The 14,817-nt window shown below is 37.1% G+C and carries 14 protein-coding genes, 1 pseudogene and 1 riboswitch; of the genes and pseudogenes, 6 read left to right on the top strand and 9 right to left on the bottom strand.

Annotation, left to right across the window (positions count from 1 at the left end; genetic code table 11):
- Positions 1–142 precede the first annotated feature (142 nt).
- The 4 genes from adk to AT683_RS03605 all read right to left on the bottom strand — a co-directional run bounded on the left by adk (position 143) and on the right by AT683_RS03605 (position 4,484).
- Positions 143–787, bottom strand: coding sequence for an adenylate kinase (gene adk / locus AT683_RS03620; protein WP_005649108.1), 645 nt, complete (start codon positions 785–787; stop codon positions 143–145).
- 84 nt (positions 788–871) lie between these two features.
- Positions 872–2,149 carry an MFS transporter gene (locus AT683_RS03615; protein WP_080358745.1) on the bottom strand — a complete coding sequence of 426 codons (1,278 nt, stop codon included), beginning with the start codon at positions 2,147–2,149 and terminating at the stop codon, positions 872–874.
- 141 nt (positions 2,150–2,290) lie between these two features.
- Positions 2,291–3,307 carry a UDP-glucose 4-epimerase GalE gene (gene galE / locus AT683_RS03610; protein WP_050845969.1) on the bottom strand — a complete coding sequence of 339 codons (1,017 nt, stop codon included), beginning with the start codon at positions 3,305–3,307 and terminating at the stop codon, positions 2,291–2,293.
- Between the two features lie 172 nt (positions 3,308–3,479).
- The gene (locus tag AT683_RS03605) at positions 3,480–4,484 is read right to left on the bottom strand and encodes an alpha-2,3-sialyltransferase (RefSeq protein ID WP_058222186.1); all 1,005 of its coding nucleotides are present in this window, start codon (positions 4,482–4,484) and stop codon (positions 3,480–3,482) included.
- A 222-nt stretch (positions 4,485–4,706) separates the two neighbouring features.
- A riboswitch (TPP riboswitch) is annotated at positions 4,707–4,795 on the top strand.
- A gap of 73 nt (positions 4,796–4,868) precedes the next feature.
- Here AT683_RS03605 and AT683_RS03600 point away from each other — a divergent pair.
- From AT683_RS03600 to tenA, 4 genes are read left to right on the top strand one after another with little or no spacing between them, the layout of a single operon-like run.
- Positions 4,869–5,591, top strand: coding sequence for an ABC transporter ATP-binding protein (locus tag AT683_RS03600; RefSeq protein WP_042611735.1), 723 nt, complete (start codon positions 4,869–4,871; stop codon positions 5,589–5,591).
- The gene (locus tag AT683_RS03595) at positions 5,588–6,325 is read left to right on the top strand and encodes an ABC transporter permease (protein WP_042611736.1); all 738 of its coding nucleotides are present in this window, start codon (positions 5,588–5,590) and stop codon (positions 6,323–6,325) included. Before AT683_RS03600 ends, AT683_RS03595 begins: the two co-directional genes overlap by 4 nt.
- Positions 6,326–6,347: 22 nt before the next feature.
- Positions 6,348–7,292, top strand: a complete 945-nt coding sequence (locus tag AT683_RS03590; protein WP_050845988.1) for an ABC transporter substrate-binding protein — start codon at positions 6,348–6,350, stop codon at positions 7,290–7,292.
- Positions 7,293–7,301: 9 nt separating this feature from the next.
- Positions 7,302–7,949: a thiaminase II gene (gene tenA, locus AT683_RS03585; protein ID WP_005669087.1), complete on the top strand. Its 648-nt coding sequence runs from the start codon at positions 7,302–7,304 to the stop codon at positions 7,947–7,949.
- 99 nt (positions 7,950–8,048) lie between these two features.
- On the opposite strand, the gene AT683_RS03580 is transcribed toward tenA, so the two are convergent.
- The 5 genes from AT683_RS03580 to AT683_RS03560 all read right to left on the bottom strand — a co-directional run bounded on the left by AT683_RS03580 (position 8,049) and on the right by AT683_RS03560 (position 12,754).
- Positions 8,049–8,864 (bottom strand): metal ABC transporter permease, encoded by an 816-nt coding sequence (locus AT683_RS03580; RefSeq protein ID WP_012054973.1) that lies wholly within the window; start codon positions 8,862–8,864, stop codon positions 8,049–8,051.
- Positions 8,857–9,705, bottom strand: a complete 849-nt coding sequence (locus AT683_RS03575) for a metal ABC transporter permease (RefSeq protein ID WP_005654833.1) — start codon at positions 9,703–9,705, stop codon at positions 8,857–8,859. The genes AT683_RS03580 and AT683_RS03575 overlap by 8 nt, the downstream gene beginning before the upstream one ends.
- A gap of 3 nt (positions 9,706–9,708) precedes the next feature.
- Positions 9,709–10,629 carry an ATP-binding cassette domain-containing protein gene (locus AT683_RS03570; RefSeq protein ID WP_005662663.1) on the bottom strand — a complete coding sequence of 307 codons (921 nt, stop codon included), beginning with the start codon at positions 10,627–10,629 and terminating at the stop codon, positions 9,709–9,711.
- The gene (locus tag AT683_RS03565) at positions 10,629–11,510 is read right to left on the bottom strand and encodes a metal ABC transporter substrate-binding protein (RefSeq protein WP_058222185.1); all 882 of its coding nucleotides are present in this window, start codon (positions 11,508–11,510) and stop codon (positions 10,629–10,631) included. Before AT683_RS03565 ends, AT683_RS03570 begins: the two co-directional genes overlap by 1 nt.
- Before the next feature lie 365 nt (positions 11,511–11,875).
- Positions 11,876–12,754 carry a D-alanyl-D-alanine carboxypeptidase family protein gene (locus tag AT683_RS03560; protein WP_038440739.1) on the bottom strand — a complete coding sequence of 293 codons (879 nt, stop codon included), beginning with the start codon at positions 12,752–12,754 and terminating at the stop codon, positions 11,876–11,878.
- A gap of 246 nt (positions 12,755–13,000) precedes the next feature.
- On the opposite strand from AT683_RS03560, the gene rlmN reads away from it, so the two are divergent.
- On the top strand, positions 13,001–14,152 hold the full coding sequence (gene rlmN / locus AT683_RS03555) for a dual-specificity RNA methyltransferase RlmN (RefSeq protein WP_042599461.1): 1,152 nt from the start codon (positions 13,001–13,003) through the stop codon (positions 14,150–14,152).
- 99 nt (positions 14,153–14,251) lie between these two features.
- Positions 14,252–14,791 (top strand): annotated as a pseudogene (gene pilW / locus AT683_RS03550) (type IV pilus biogenesis/stability protein PilW).
- Positions 14,792–14,817 lie beyond the last annotated feature (26 nt).

Genomic DNA, 14,817 nt, shown 5'->3' with positions numbered 1-14,817 from the left:
GAAAAAATACCGCACTTTTTTCAGCCTATTATAAATTTGGGTAGTTTATAAAAAAATCTGCACTTTAATTCGCTGATTTATTCAGCCTTTAAGGTGCAGATTAATTATATTTTCTAAAGTGCGGTTAATTTTTAGATTATTTTTAGCCTAAGATTTTATCTAACTCTTGGCTAACTTCTTCTACTTTTTGTGTACCGTCTAAACGGAAATATTGAGTATTCCCCGCTTTCGCTTCTGCTTGGTAATAATCAATTAATGGGCTAGTTTGTTTATGATATACGGCTAAACGATCTAATACAGTTTCTGGTTTATCGTCTGCACGAATAATTAAATCTTCGCCTGTTACATCATCTTTACCTTCCACTTTTGGTGGATTATAAACGATGTGGTAAGAACGGCCAGACGCTTGGTGTACGCGACGGCCACTCATACGTTCAACAATCACTTCGTCTGGCACATCAAATTCTAAAACAAAGTCAATTTTAACACCTGAATCTTTCAGTGCATCCGCTTGTGGAATAGTACGAGGGAAACCATCTAACAAGAAACCATTTGTGCAGTCAGCTTGAGCAATACGATCTTTTACAAGGGCAACGGTTAATTCATCTGGCACTAATTTACCTTCATCCATTAATGCTTTAGCTTGTTTGCCAAGTTCAGTCCCCGCTTTGATTGCAGCACGGAACATATCACCAGTTGAAATTTGCGGGATACCAAATTTGTTCATAATAAATTGTGCTTGAGTGCCTTTACCTGCACCCGGTGCACCTAAAAGAATAATTTTCATAAAAAATCTCCATTAATACAAAACGTGATTAAGATACTGATAAAGCATAGTGCGGTCAAATTTTTTATAATTTTTACCGCACTTTTATACTGAGCTGGTCTTATTATTTTCTTGCTTCAAAGGTGCTACCCAAAATAAACAAAGCATGCCGGGAATCGCTAAAAATAAACAAAACCAAAAATACTGATAATACCCCACTGCTCCCACAACATAACCAGAAAGTATACCTAAAACTTTACTTGGCAAAGCTGAAAGGCTTGTAAAAAGTGCAAGCTGTGTTGCAGTATAAAGAGGATTACTCTCACGCGCCATAAAAGCCACAAAAGCTGCGGTACCAAGTCCAACGCCGATATATTCAGCTGCAATCACAATACCTAGTTTCCATAACTCGGCAGATGTAATAACATCAAAATGACCGAAAGCAGACAACCAAATAAACCCACCAATTGTTACCATTTGTACAAGCCCAAATAGCCACAATGCACGGTTAATACCCAGTTTTAGCATTATCATACCACCAGCAAGCCCAGATAAAATGCTTGACCAAAGTGCGGTACTTTTTACAACAATAGCAATATCCTCTTTGCTAAATCCCATGTCATAAATAAATTTGGTTTGTAACGTTGTGGCAAAAGAATCCCCGAACTTATACAAAAACAAAAATAGTAAAAAACCGATAGCCTGAATAACGCCCTTACGTTGGAAAAATTCTTGTAATGGAATCCAAAACGCTTGATAGAACGGCTGATTAGTTTGCTGCATGTCTATTTTTGGCTCTTTTGCTAAAAATAGTGTCATGAAGATGCCTGCTAACATACAAAGTGCGGTCCATAAAAAGACGCTTTCCCAAGGATAAATCGCCGCCAAATATAGCGATAATCCCCCTGGAATTAATCCCGCAATTCGATAAGCATTAATATGAATAGTGTTTCCTAAACCTAATTCATGATCACTCAAAATTTCACGACGATACGCATCCAACACGATATCTTGTGTGGCTGAAAAAAAGGCGATAAGCAACGCAATATTTGCTACTGTACCCAGTTGTGTGAGCGGATCAAACAGGCTAATGATGTAAAGTAAAATCAATAATGCCACTTGTGAAAGCAACATCCAGCTACGACGACGCCCTAAAAAACTCGGGAAATAACGATCCAATAATGGCGCCCACAAAAATTTCAATCCATAAGGCAACATCACTCCAGTTACTGCACCAATAAGCTCAATTGAAAGATGTTTATCTGTCAGCCAAACAGGCAACATTTGCGACAATACAAATAATGGCAAACCAGAATTAAAACCTGTGAAGGCGCAAATTAACATCTTGCGCGTAAAAATTTGGGAAGAAAGGGAATTTGACATAAAGTGCGGTTAATTTTAGTTGTATTTTAGAAATTTCGCCTTTCAATTAAAGGATTTTTGTAAAAATTAGGGGATTTTTAATCATTCCCCCAATGTTTAGCATTCTTCTTCCTAAAAAAGAAAAACAAATATTAGAGAATATTAATCTCTATACCCTTTTGGATTATTTTTCTGCCAGTTCCACGTGTCTTGCATCATTTTTTCAAGACCACGTTCTGCCACCCAACCAAGCTCTTTTGCCGCTAAACTAGGATCAGAATAGCAAGTAGCAATATCGCCAGAGCGGCGTTCTACAAGTTTATATGCAATTGTAATATTATTGGCTTTTTCAAAGGCTTTTACCATATCTAATACGGAATAACCATGGCCCGTACCAAGGTTATAAATATGTAAACCAGCGTCATTTTCATGACGTTGAAGCGCTTTTAAATGCCCCACAGCTAAATCCACTACATGAATATAATCACGCACACCTGTTCCATCATGAGTGTCGTAATCACTACCAAATACAGAAAGTTGTGCTAATTTACCGATAGCAACTTGGCTAATATAAGGTAATAAATTATTTGGAATACCATTTGGATCTTCCCCAATTAAGCCACTTTCATGTGCCCCAACTGGATTAAAATAACGCAAGATTGTCATGCTAAATTTTGGTTCCGCTTTTGCTGTATCGCGTAAAATCTGTTCAACCATATATTTAGATGTACCATAAGGGTTGGTTGTACCGCCGACTTCACAATCTTCTGTAATTGGAATAATTTTTGGATCGCCGTAAACCGTTGCAGATGAGCTAAATACAAAGTTCCAAACACCCGCTCTTTTCATTTCTTGAATTAATACAAGGGTGCCAGCGACATTGTTCATGTAATATTCTGTCGGCTTTTGAACACTTTCCCCTACGGCTTTTAACCCTGCAAAATGAATAACCGAGTTAATCTCATTTTCTGCAAAAATTTTTTGTAACAAAGCACGATCTAAAATATCGCCTTCATAAAACTTTGCTTCTTTGCCTGTAATTTGTTTTACACGCTCAAGGGATTTTGGCGATGAATTGCAAAGATTATCTAATACCACCACCTCTTTGCCAACATTTAATAATTCTACAACTGTGTGAGAACCGATATAACCGGCGCCACCTGTCACTAAAATGGCCATAATGATTTCCTTGTTAATTATTGAGACTAAAAAATTATATCACTATTTTGTGTGGTAAGAATGGTGATTTTCAATAAAATAAAAAACCTGTTGCTAAAAAGTATTGTTGTAGCGAGTGAGATAACCTCTCATATTTAGGGCTATGTCCATTAGTTGTGTGATATAAGGTTATCTAATCCCATTTTCTTGATTTTAAGGCGTGTTTTATATCATTAGGTAAACGTAATATATCCCAGAACAACCGAAAAATCAGATTTTGGTAAATTCTTGGTTTGGAATATATACCAATTTTTTTATATACAAACTTCGGCGGAATTAAAATATCTTGTGTGTAATTTTTCTTTTCTTCGAGAATAAAAGTAATTGGGTTATTCAGTGGTGATAAAGGAAAATAATTACATAGAGGACTTTCTGGCGAAATGCAATAAATATTTACTCCATAATGTTTTTGTAAAAAATAAAGTGCATTTAAATCATATTCCATAGAATGGATATCGCTTTGACTTTTATTTTGTGAAAAATAAGGTAATAATTTAATAATATTTTCTTTTTGATGATGAAATGCGTAAGGATTCCCTTTTTCTTGATAAAAATCAATACCTGTTAAATAAAGATCTTTATAACCCATTGCAGTTGCCACTGCACACATATAAACACCTGATGTAATTCTCTTATTTTCATATAATTCGTTATATTGTAAATAGGCATCAAAGGCGGGTAGCTTGTTTAAATAATAATGTCCAATATCAACTTGTGTTAGTAATTTTTGTACATTTTTAATTTTCTTTAATTCTGAATCTCCTAAATTGACAAAAGATGATAAAATAATATCAGCATATTCATATTTATATTCATTATTTTTAATTAATTGCATAAAAGTATAGTATTGTTCAAAAATTACAGAGCAATTAAAAAATACTTTTTTTATTTTCTTGCCAAGAAAATAATGATCTTCAAAATAAAATTGATTGCAACGGAAAACATCATAATCTTTAGGTAATAAACTATAGTCAATTGATTTTAAACTTGTTCCATTACCTGCAATAATGACAGACTTTGATTGATTGATTGATTGATTGATTGATTGATTGATTGATTGATTGATTGATTGATTGATTGATTGATTGATTGATTGATTGATTGATTGATTGATTGATTGACATATTGTACCGTTCATTGAATAAAATAGAAGTTATCCCTAAAAAATAATAAACATTATATAGATTTATAGAACTTTTTACTAAACATTGATTATACCGTCCTAAAATTATTATCTAATATCAGTTGTACTATCTCCGTTGTATCTTAGCAAGAAAAATTTAAAAATGCTTTTCTTGTTCCATTCGGATAGAAACCTAATCGCTTGTTTTTTCTACCAAACAAGCGTAAACTTACCAACAATTTTTAGTCGGGGTGCCGAAAGGCTGAGATGATACCCGTGAACCTGAAACAGTTAGTACTGACGTAGGAAACTAATATGCCAAAAAATCCATTTTCTTTTCATTCCATTTCTTATCCTTTCTTTTTTATTACGCATTCCCTTTAATCATTGAGGCGAGCGATGGTGCGTATTCAAGATTTGAGTCTTGCCTTTAATGAACAAACGTTATTTGAGCATCTTAATTTAACCCTGTTGCCGAACGAATGGGTGAGCTTATTGGGCAGTTCAGGCGTGGGGAAATCGACACTTTTGCGACTACTGGCGGGCATTGAAACGCAAGGTGTGGTGCAGGGGAAAATCCTATTTGAACCGAAAATTCGTATTGCGTGGTTGCCTCAAAAAGAGACACTTTATCCGTGGTTGTCAATTGTCGATAACGTGCAGTTGCAAGCGGTCTTATTTGGACGAAAATCTGTAAAAACCACTGAAAAAGCTAAAATGTTGCTTGAAAAAGTGGGAATGGCAGCACATTGGCACAAGCCTTGTTCGCAGCTTTCGGGCGGGCAAAAACAGCGGGTTGCCTTGGCACGCACCTTAATGCAAGAGGCGGATTTGATTTTGCTTGATGAGCCTTTTTCCGCTCTTGATGCCATCAGTCGCCATCAACTTCAAGATTTAGCCTTTGAACTGCTCGAAGATAAATCAGTGCTGCTCGTGACCCACGATCCGCAAGAGGCATTACGGCTAAGTCAGCGTATTTTTGTGTTGCGTTCGCCTGAATCTCATCAAACAGCATTATCGGAGGTAATTTTGCCCGAAGGTAACACCCCGCGTGAGTTGCATCAAGCCAATTTATGGGCGTTGCAGCAACAATTATTGCGGGAATTAGGGGGCGAACAATGAAAATTCGCCTACTTAAACCGCTTTTAATTGTAGTCGTGTTGTTGATGATCTGGCAAATGGTCGCAACCTTGGGTAGCTTTCCACACTACATTTTTCCCTCACCGCAAGCTGTAGGGCAGCAGTTGTTCACACACGCTGAACTGCTTTGGCAGCATACGCAAGTTACGTTGTTAGAAATCTGCTTAGGGCTGTTGTTAGGCTTTCTATTTGGGCTGATTTCGGCGTTGTTGCTCTCATTTTCTCGTCAAATTTCTGCCGTGTTATTGCCGATTTTGGTCATTTCGCAAGCGATTCCCGTGTTTGCTATTGCGCCGTTGTTGGTGTTGTGGTTTGGCTATGGAATGGCATCCAAAATTGTGATGTCGGTGCTGATTATCTACTTCCCCGTCACGGCAGCTTGTTATGATGGACTACGCAACACCCCACAAGCGTGGCTCGATTTGGCGAAAACCTTTAACATTTCCCCCTTGCGTTTATTGCTTAAAGTGCGATTACCTGCGGCTTTGCCTGCTTTTGCTTCGGGCTTGCGAATTGCGGTTTCGGTCGCCCCGATTGGTGCGGTGGTGGGCGAATGGGTAGGTTCATCTGAAGGGTTGGGGTATTTGATGATTCACGCCAATGCCCGAATGCAAGTCGATTTAATGTTTGCCGCCTTACTGATTTTAGTGTCAATTTCACTCTGTTTATATTTCAGCATTGATTGGCTATTACACCGTTTTATTTGGTCTGTTTAACTTTTCATTAAAGGAGAAAAAGATGAAGATAATCATCCGTTATTTCAGCTTTGTAATGGGGCTAATGCTCACGCTTCCTAGCTTTGCAAAAGAGAAAATCAGCGTAATGCTAGATTGGTATGTAAACCCCGATCATGCAGCCATCATTGTGGCTCAACAAAAAGGCTTTTTTGAAAAAAATAACTTGGAGGTTGAAATTATCGAACCTGCTGATCCTGCATTACCGCCGAAATTAGCGGCGGCAGGAAAAGTTGATTTAGCCGTGAGTTATCAGCCTCAGCTTTATCAACAAGTGGCAGAAGGCTTGCCTTTAGTGCGAGTGGGTTCACTGATTTCAAATCCATTAAATAGCGTAGTGGTACTAAAAAAGAGCAATTTGAAAAGCCTTGCTGATTTAAAAGGTAAAAAAGTGGGGTATTCTGTCAGCGGTTTTGAAGATGGATTACTTGATACAATGCTTCATTCTATTGGTTTAAGCAATAAAGATGTGGAATTAGTGAATGTAAATTGGTCGCTTTCGCCCTCTCTTTTAACTGGACAAGTGGATGCTGTGATTGGTGCATTTCGTAATTTTGAACTCAATCAGCTTGCTTTAGAAAAGCAAGAAGGTATCGCATTCTTCCCTGAACAATATGGCGTGCCTGCTTATGATGAGTTGATTTTAGTTGCTAATAAAAACAACGTAACAGATAAAAAAACATCGGCATTTTTGACCGCACTTGAACAAGCCACAAGCTATCTACAAGCTCACCCCAATGAAGCGTGGCAAGCCTTTGTCAGCTATAAACCAAACGAACTTAACACGCCATTAAACCAACTGGCGTGGAAAGACACGCTCCCCTTGTTAGCCAATAAACCTCGCCAATTAGACACTAAACGTTATCAACAAATGGCAGAATTTATGCAACAAAAAGGCTTAATTCCAAAAGCCTTAGCGTTGAAAGAATATGCGGTAGAAATTGAATAAGGAAAAAAGATGATTGAACAACTCATTCAACAAGCTCAGCCTTATTGGCAACAATATATTGAACACGAATTTGTGCAACAGCTCGCAAAAGGTACGCTACCAAAAGCTTGTTTTCAGCATTATTTAAAGCAGGATTACCTCTATCTGTTCCACTATAGTCGAGCCTTTGCTTTGGGCGTATATAAAGCAAAAAATTTTGCGGAAATGGAAATTCCTCGTCAAACGTTGGAGGTTATCTGTCAAGAAGTGCAATTACATTTGGATTATTGCCGTGAGTGGGGAATTAGTGAGCAAGAGATTTTTGCTACTCAAGAAAGTGCCGCTTGTATTGCTTACACCCGCTATTTGCTTGATTGTGGCATGACGGGCAGTTTGGCTGAGCTTTATGCAGCTGTAACCCCTTGTGCTTTGGGTTACGCTCAAGTTGCTCGTTACATTACTCAGCATTATCCTCGCTTACCGAACAATCCTTATCAAACGTGGATTGACACCTATGCGAGTGAGGAATTTCAACAAGCCGCCCAAGAAACCGTTGATTTTCTTACCGCACTTTGCAAACCACTAAACCCAAGCCAGCTTGCTGAGATTCAACAGATTTTCACCACCGCAACTAGAATGGAAATTGCGTTTTGGCAAATGGGGTTGGATTTGGCCTAGGCTTAGATTGGCGATTAGACGAATGACTTTATTTATCTCCCAACGGATAAATTTATTGCGATTTTCTACCTCCTCTTTGAGAAAAGAGGGGTAGAAAAATTATCTTATTCTAATCTTGCTATAAGCTAATGCTATAACAAAAAATGCGGCTTGCAGAAGAATAATACAAGCACCTGTTGAGGCATCAAAATGATAGCTCAATATTACGCCTATTAGACTTAATGTGATGGAACTGACAATAGCAATCCATAGCATTTTATCAAAAGATTTTGTTAGCGTAAGTGCAGTAATTCCTGGCGCAATTAACATTGCCACCACCAAAATAACGCCGACCACTTGCATGGTGCTTACAATAGTTAAAGCAAGCAGCATTAACAAACCATAATGTAAAATTTTAGGAGAAAGCCCTGCAACACGGGCGTGGTTTGGGTCAAAACAATAAAGCAAAAAGTCTTTACGTTTAAAGACAATCAGACAAAAAATTATCGCAGAAATGACCGCACTTTGAATCAGCTCTTGATGACTTACACCCAACACATTACCAAACAAAATATGGCTTAAATGCTGTTCTGTTTGAATTTTGGTAAACATAACCAAACCAATAGCAAACATTCCAGAAAATACAATGCCCATTGCGGTATCTTCTTTTATACGACTATTTTCTTTTAAATATCCCACACCAAGCGAGCAAAAAATGCCTGAAAAAAATGCACCAATCGCTAAAGGGATTCCTGCCAAATAAGCAAGTACAATACCAGGTAATACAGCGTGAGAAATCGCATCACCCATTAATGACCAACCTTTCAAGACTAAATAACAAGAAAGCAACGCACAAATAATTGAAACAATCAATGCGGTCAATAAGGCATTTTGCATAAACTCAAATTGTAGCGGTTCTAAAATCCAATCAAACATTTTCTACCGCCTTTTTATTACGAGTGAGTAAGCCATATTTTGGTGAAAACAAGAAGGCAACCAAGAATAATAATGTTTGCAATGTCACAATCACACCGCCTGTGGCACCATCTAAATAATAGCTAATATAGACTCCAACAAAACTTGTCACCGCCCCTAAAATAATAGCGATGATTGACAAGGTTTTGAATTTATCCGTTAGTAAATATGCTGTTGCACCTGGGGTAATAACCATCGCAATCACTAAAATCGCGCCTACAGTTTGCAAGGCAGCTACCACACAAGCACTTAATAATGTGAAAAATAAGATTTTATAAAATAATGGGGAAAGACCGACTGTAATCGCTTGAGTTTCATCGAAAAAAATCAGCAGTAAATCCTTCCAAAATAATAAAAGTAATACTAAACAAACACCGATAATAATTGCGACTTGGTAAATATCTTCATCGGCAATGCCTAAAATATTACCTAAAATGATATTTTGCACATTTACTGCGGTTGGATTTAAAGAAATAATCAATAGACCTAATGCAAAGAAAGTACTGAAAATAAACCCGATAACGGCATCTTCTTTCAGTTTAGAAATGGATTTAATCCAAAGAATGGAAAGTGCGGCTAAAATTCCAGCGAAAAATGCACCAAGTGCGTAAGGCAAGGCAAAAGCATAGGCAATTGCAACACCAGGTACGACTGAATGGGAAAGTGCATCGCCAATTAGAGACCAACCTTTGAGCATTAAATATGAAGACAAAAACGCACAAATCCCACCAACTGCGGTACTCAAGATCATCGCCTTGAGCATATAATCATAGGAAAAAGGTTCGAGCAATAAATCTAACATTACCTAATCCCTCTTATTTTTAACCGCACTTTTATAAGGGTAATCTTCAAAATGACAATTTTGTGTTGTTGGCGCAGGTGGATCTTGCTTAGTTTCGCCATAGAATACAACGGCTTTTTCATCATCTGTTAAGACAGTAACAGAACGTTTATCTTCATCATTATGTAAATTTTCGCCCAATAATTTAATATGACGTAACACCCCACCAAATACAATTTCCAAATTATGTTGGTTAAAGGTGTCTTCTGTTTTTCCTGCGGCGATGACCGTGCGATTAATCATTACCACTTGATCACAAAAATCAGGAACAGAACCTAAGTTATGGGTTGAAACAAGAATAAGATGACCTTCTTCCCGAAGCTGTTGAAGAAGATCAATAATGGCATTTTCAGTTTTCACATCAACGCCAGTAAAAGGTTCATCCAATAAAATAATGGGACTTTGTTGTGCTAAAGCGCGGGCTAAAAACACGCGTTTTTTCTGCCCGCCAGATAACTCACCAATTTGACGATGCGCAAGATGCTCAATATTTACTCGCTGCATCGCCTCTTGAACTTTTTGTTTATCAATCGCTTTGGGGATACGAAGAAAATTCATATACCCATAACGTCCCATCATCACGACATCATACACTGACACAGGAAATTGCCAATCCACTTCTTCTGATTGTGGTACATAAGCAACCAAATTACGTTTCAATGCTTGGGAAATTGGCAAATCACAAAGTTTAATTTCGCCTTGTTGTGGCTTTACAAGTCCCATTATGCTTTTAAATAATGTGGACTTACCACTTCCATTCACGCCAACCAACGCACAAATAGTTCCACTATTGAGTGAGAACGTCATATTGTGAATAGCAGTATGACCATTGTTGTAACGAACAGTTACATCATTAACCCAAATTGATGTCGAGAAAGAGTCCATTATTTTCCGAATCCTTTAACAATGGTTGATACAGTGACGTTAAGCAAATCAATATAAGTTGGCACTGGACCTTCTTTCGCAGAAAGTGAATCAACATACAATACGCCACCGTATTTTGTGCCACTTTCTTTCGCTACTTGTTGTGCAGGTTTCGCTGAAATTGTACTTTCACTAAACACAACTGGAATATTGTTTTTACGAACTAAATCAATCACTTTACGCACTTGTTGTGGTGAGCCTTGTTGTTCAGCATTGATTGGCCATAAATAACCTTCTTTTAAGTTGTAATCTTTCGCCAAATAACTGAAAGCCCCCTCACTTGTTACAAGCCAGCGTTGCTCTTCTGGAATTTGTGCTAATTTTGCACGAAGCGGTTCATCAAGTTGTTTAATTTTTTGAGCATAGTCAGCGGCATTTTTTTCATATACAGCTGCATTTTGTGGATCGTATTTCACTAACGCATTTTTAATATTTTCAATATAAATTAAAGCATTAGATGGCGACATCCACGCATGTGGATTAGGCGCATCTTTATACGGGCCTTCATAAATAGATAATGGTTGAATACCTTCTGTTACTACCACAGCAGGTTTATCTTTAACATTTTGGAAGAAACGCTCAAACCAACGTTCCAAATTTAAGCCATTCCATAAAATTAAATCAGCAGATTGCGCTTTTACAATGTCTTTTGGCGTTGGTTCATATTCGTGAATTTCTGCGCCAGGTTTAGTAAGAGATTCCACCGTTGCCGCATTGCCTGCCACATTTTGCGCAATATCTTGAATCACGGTGAAGGTGGTAACTACTTTAAATTTTGCGTTAGCTTGCATTGCAAATAAACCAAGTGCAAGTGCGGTCATAATTTTGAATGAATTTCGCATAAGATGTCCTTATTTAAAAAAAGATAGATTGAATGCCTGAATAATTGTTCAATAGCTCAACAATTATTCATCGGAGATAATAGTACTACTTTTTATATTGTTTTGGAATAGGAATGATTATCAAAATAATAGATTTATTTATAATTATTTCGTACAAAATGTATTGAATTTATGAAAAAAGAACAAAACATTTTGGTTAGTATTAAGTTCAGCAATAGTCTTGGCTGCTTGTGATGATAAACCTAAAATGACAGAACAAACCAAAACAACTGACCAAGAAAAAGTCACTATTGAACAGCCTGCTCATCAGCTAAAAAACGCGAGATAAAACAAACTGTTATCTCGCATTTTTATGTTTATGAACATTATTTTGATAATTTCTGAATTAGCGTATTAAATCCCACTTCATCATAGCCATCTTCATATTGGGCTTCTCCTGCTACATCACGAATTGTTCTTCCATTTAATGCCGTGCAGCCGAATTTTTCTAATTTGCTTTTAGTAAAACTAGAACGATACGCAGAGGAAGTGTTATTTAAACTAATTACGCCAATAGTTGCATTTTTGCATCGGTGTTTATTAATGAAAACGAGATTATAACCAGATTCTTGAATGTAGCCTGTTTTATTCACTGCCGCATCAAAAATTTCATCACGCACTAACTTATTGGTATTTTTAATATAAAGTTTGTGTTTCCCTGCTTGGATATAAGTTGCACTAAGATTAGATAAACGTTTAATGTCCGATTTATTTAATGAATATTTGGCGAGCTTAACTAAATCCATTGGGCTGGAAATATTATAGCTAGATAATCCTGAACTATCGTGAAAACGAGTAGAATACATACCAAGTTGATGGGCTTTTTCGTTCATTTTATTAATAAATTGGCGACGACTTATTCCCGCTGCACGAGAAAGCGCGTGGGCAGCATAGTTATCAGAATGGACAAGCATTGCTTTCAATAATTCGTTACAAGAGATAGGAATATTTTTAGGTAATTTTGTTCCAGTGCCTTTAATTCGATCCGTATCCTCTTTTGTGATTGCGATTCGACAATTAGGATTTTTATTATTCTCTAAAAATACATTAGCCGTCATTAATTTTGTTACAGAGGCAATAGGCTGAATACTATCAGGCGCATGGCTTTCCAATACTCGATTATGGGTAAAATCATACACAACATAAGACTGTGCCAGCGAAAAAGAAGGACACAAAGATAAAATAAATAAAGCTTTTTTAAACATTATTGGACACCTTAGAAAATAAGCTCGCATTTTACCGCACTTTTTCCGCTGTAATTGAAAATATTTGCGACCTAGATCGCAAAAAAGTGCGGTAAGATTTTCCATCGTTTTTCAATTCCGCTAGATTATGCGGTGACAAATCTGTACAATCGCCGTTCATTTTTTAATTGCGAATTTTTCGTTGTGAGTTTTTGATAAAAACACCTGCACAATGCTATCGCCACAATGTGTAATAACGAGGCTAAAATGTCAGAATTATTGTCAGTGCAATCAGATGCACCCGCTAAAAAAATTAATCTAATGGATTTAACGCGCCAACAAATGCGCGAATTTTTTAAAGAACTCGGCGAAAAACCATTTCGAGCAGATCAGTTAGTTAAATGGATTTATCATTTTGGCGAAGATAACTTCGACAATATGACAAACATTAATAAAAAATTACGTGAAAAACTTAAGGCGGTTGCAGAAATTAAAGCCCCAGAAGTTGCCGTTGAACAGCGTTCAGCCGATGGCACGATAAAATGGGCAATGCAAGTGGGCGAGCAGCAAGTTGAAACTGTGTATATTCCCGAAGCAGATCGCGCGACGCTTTGTGTATCTTCCCAAGTTGGCTGTGCCTTAGCTTGTACATTTTGTTCAACAGCACAACAAGGATTTAATCGCAATTTAACGGTTTCAGAAATTATCGGTCAAGTATGGCGAGCCTCTAAAATTATTGGTAACTTTGGCGTAACTGGCGTTAGACCCATTACAAATGTGGTAATGATGGGAATGGGCGAACCCTTATTAAATGTCGCAAACGTTGTTCCTGCAATGGAAATTATGTTAGATGACTTTGCTTACGGTTTATCAAAACGTCGTGTCACTTTATCAACTTCTGGGGTTGTGCCAGCACTAGATAATTTGAGCAAAATGATCGATGTGGCACTGGCAATTTCATTACATGCACCAAATGATGAATTACGTGATGAAATTGTGCCAATCAACAAAAAATATAATATCAAAACCTTGATTGACTCAGTAAATCGTTATTTAAATGTATCAAATGCAAACCACGGCAAAGTGACGATTGAGTATGTGATGCTCGATCATGTAAATGATGGCATTGAACACGCTCATCAACTTGCAGAAGTATTAAAAAATACACCTTGTAAAATTAATTTAATTCCGTGGAATCCGTTCCCAGAGGCACCTTATGCAAAAAGCTCGAATACGCGTATCGACCGCTTCCAAAAAACATTAATGGAATATGGCTTTACCGTGATTATCCGTAAAACCCGTGGCGATGATATTGATGCGGCTTGCGGACAGCTAGCTGGAGATGTGATCGATCGTACTAAACGTACGGCAATGAAACGCCAATTTGGACAAAATATTGGGGTAACAGAAGTTAATTAATATTCTAGGCATGTGAATTAATCAAGTTCACATGCCCTATGTTTTCATACAAATTAAAGCATATTAAATATTTCGACTGCCCCTGTTAAAAGGAGAAAAATGCAAACAATAAGTAAACAACTAAGTGCGGTTATTTTCCCTTTCATTTTTTCTGCCTGCGTTTCACAATCTGCGTCTAGCTTAGATCATCAAGCTGCCGCCAAAGCGCGAGTGGAACTCGCTTTGAGCTATCTTCAGCAAAATAATCCTCAACTGGCTAAAATCAATTTAGACAAAGCACTTCAACACGATAAAAATTACTATCTCGTACATTCAGCACTTGCACATTATTATCAACAACAAGGGCAAATAGAAAATGCCTTTCGTGAGTATGAAATAGCCGTAAAACTTAATCATAAACAAGGCGATGTACATAATAATTTTGGTACGTTTCTATGTAGTCAAAAGAAATTTGAGCAAGCCCAGCAATAATTTGAATTAGCCCTTAATTCGCCGAATTATTATCATCAAGCAGATACATTTGAAAATATCGCGCTTTGTGCTTATTCCGCGAAAAAAATGGATATTTATCAGCAAACATTAGAAAAATTACGTCAAATCAATGGAAAACGTGCGGAAAAATTCAATAGTCTAAAATAAAGCATTGCCAAATCAAGTATTGGACT

It is taken from the genome of Haemophilus influenzae (assembly GCF_001457655.1).
Classification (GTDB): Bacteria; Pseudomonadota; Gammaproteobacteria; order Enterobacterales; family Pasteurellaceae; genus Haemophilus; species Haemophilus influenzae.
The sequence above is the reverse complement of the archived record's forward strand: the minus strand, read 5'-3'. Positions and strand labels throughout refer to the sequence as shown.

Bases quoted from the DNA above. Each gene is read 5' to 3' on its own strand.
- adk (WP_005649108.1), bottom strand. From the start codon at position 787: ATGAAAATTATTCTTTTAGGTGCACCGGGTGCAGGTAAAGGCACTCAA.
- AT683_RS03615 (WP_080358745.1), bottom strand. From the start codon at position 2,149: ATGTCAAATTCCCTTTCTTCCCAAATTTTTACGCGCAAGATGTTAATT.
- galE (WP_050845969.1), bottom strand. From the start codon at position 3,307: ATGGCCATTTTAGTGACAGGTGGCGCCGGTTATATCGGTTCTCACACA.
- AT683_RS03605 (WP_058222186.1), bottom strand. From the start codon at position 4,484: ATGAACGGTACAATATGTCAATCAATCAATCAATCAATCAATCAATCA.
- AT683_RS03600 (WP_042611735.1), top strand. From the start codon at position 4,869: ATGGTGCGTATTCAAGATTTGAGTCTTGCCTTTAATGAACAAACGTTA.
- AT683_RS03595 (WP_042611736.1), top strand. From the start codon at position 5,588: ATGAAAATTCGCCTACTTAAACCGCTTTTAATTGTAGTCGTGTTGTTG.
- AT683_RS03590 (WP_050845988.1), top strand. From the start codon at position 6,348: ATGAAGATAATCATCCGTTATTTCAGCTTTGTAATGGGGCTAATGCTC.
- tenA (WP_005669087.1), top strand. From the start codon at position 7,302: ATGATTGAACAACTCATTCAACAAGCTCAGCCTTATTGGCAACAATAT.
- AT683_RS03580 (WP_012054973.1), bottom strand. From the start codon at position 8,864: ATGTTTGATTGGATTTTAGAACCGCTACAATTTGAGTTTATGCAAAAT.
- AT683_RS03575 (WP_005654833.1), bottom strand. From the start codon at position 9,705: ATGTTAGATTTATTGCTCGAACCTTTTTCCTATGATTATATGCTCAAG.
- AT683_RS03570 (WP_005662663.1), bottom strand. From the start codon at position 10,629: ATGGACTCTTTCTCGACATCAATTTGGGTTAATGATGTAACTGTTCGT.
- AT683_RS03565 (WP_058222185.1), bottom strand. From the start codon at position 11,510: ATGCGAAATTCATTCAAAATTATGACCGCACTTGCACTTGGTTTATTT.
- AT683_RS03560 (WP_038440739.1), bottom strand. From the start codon at position 12,754: ATGTTTAAAAAAGCTTTATTTATTTTATCTTTGTGTCCTTCTTTTTCG.
- rlmN (WP_042599461.1), top strand. From the start codon at position 13,001: ATGTCAGAATTATTGTCAGTGCAATCAGATGCACCCGCTAAAAAAATT.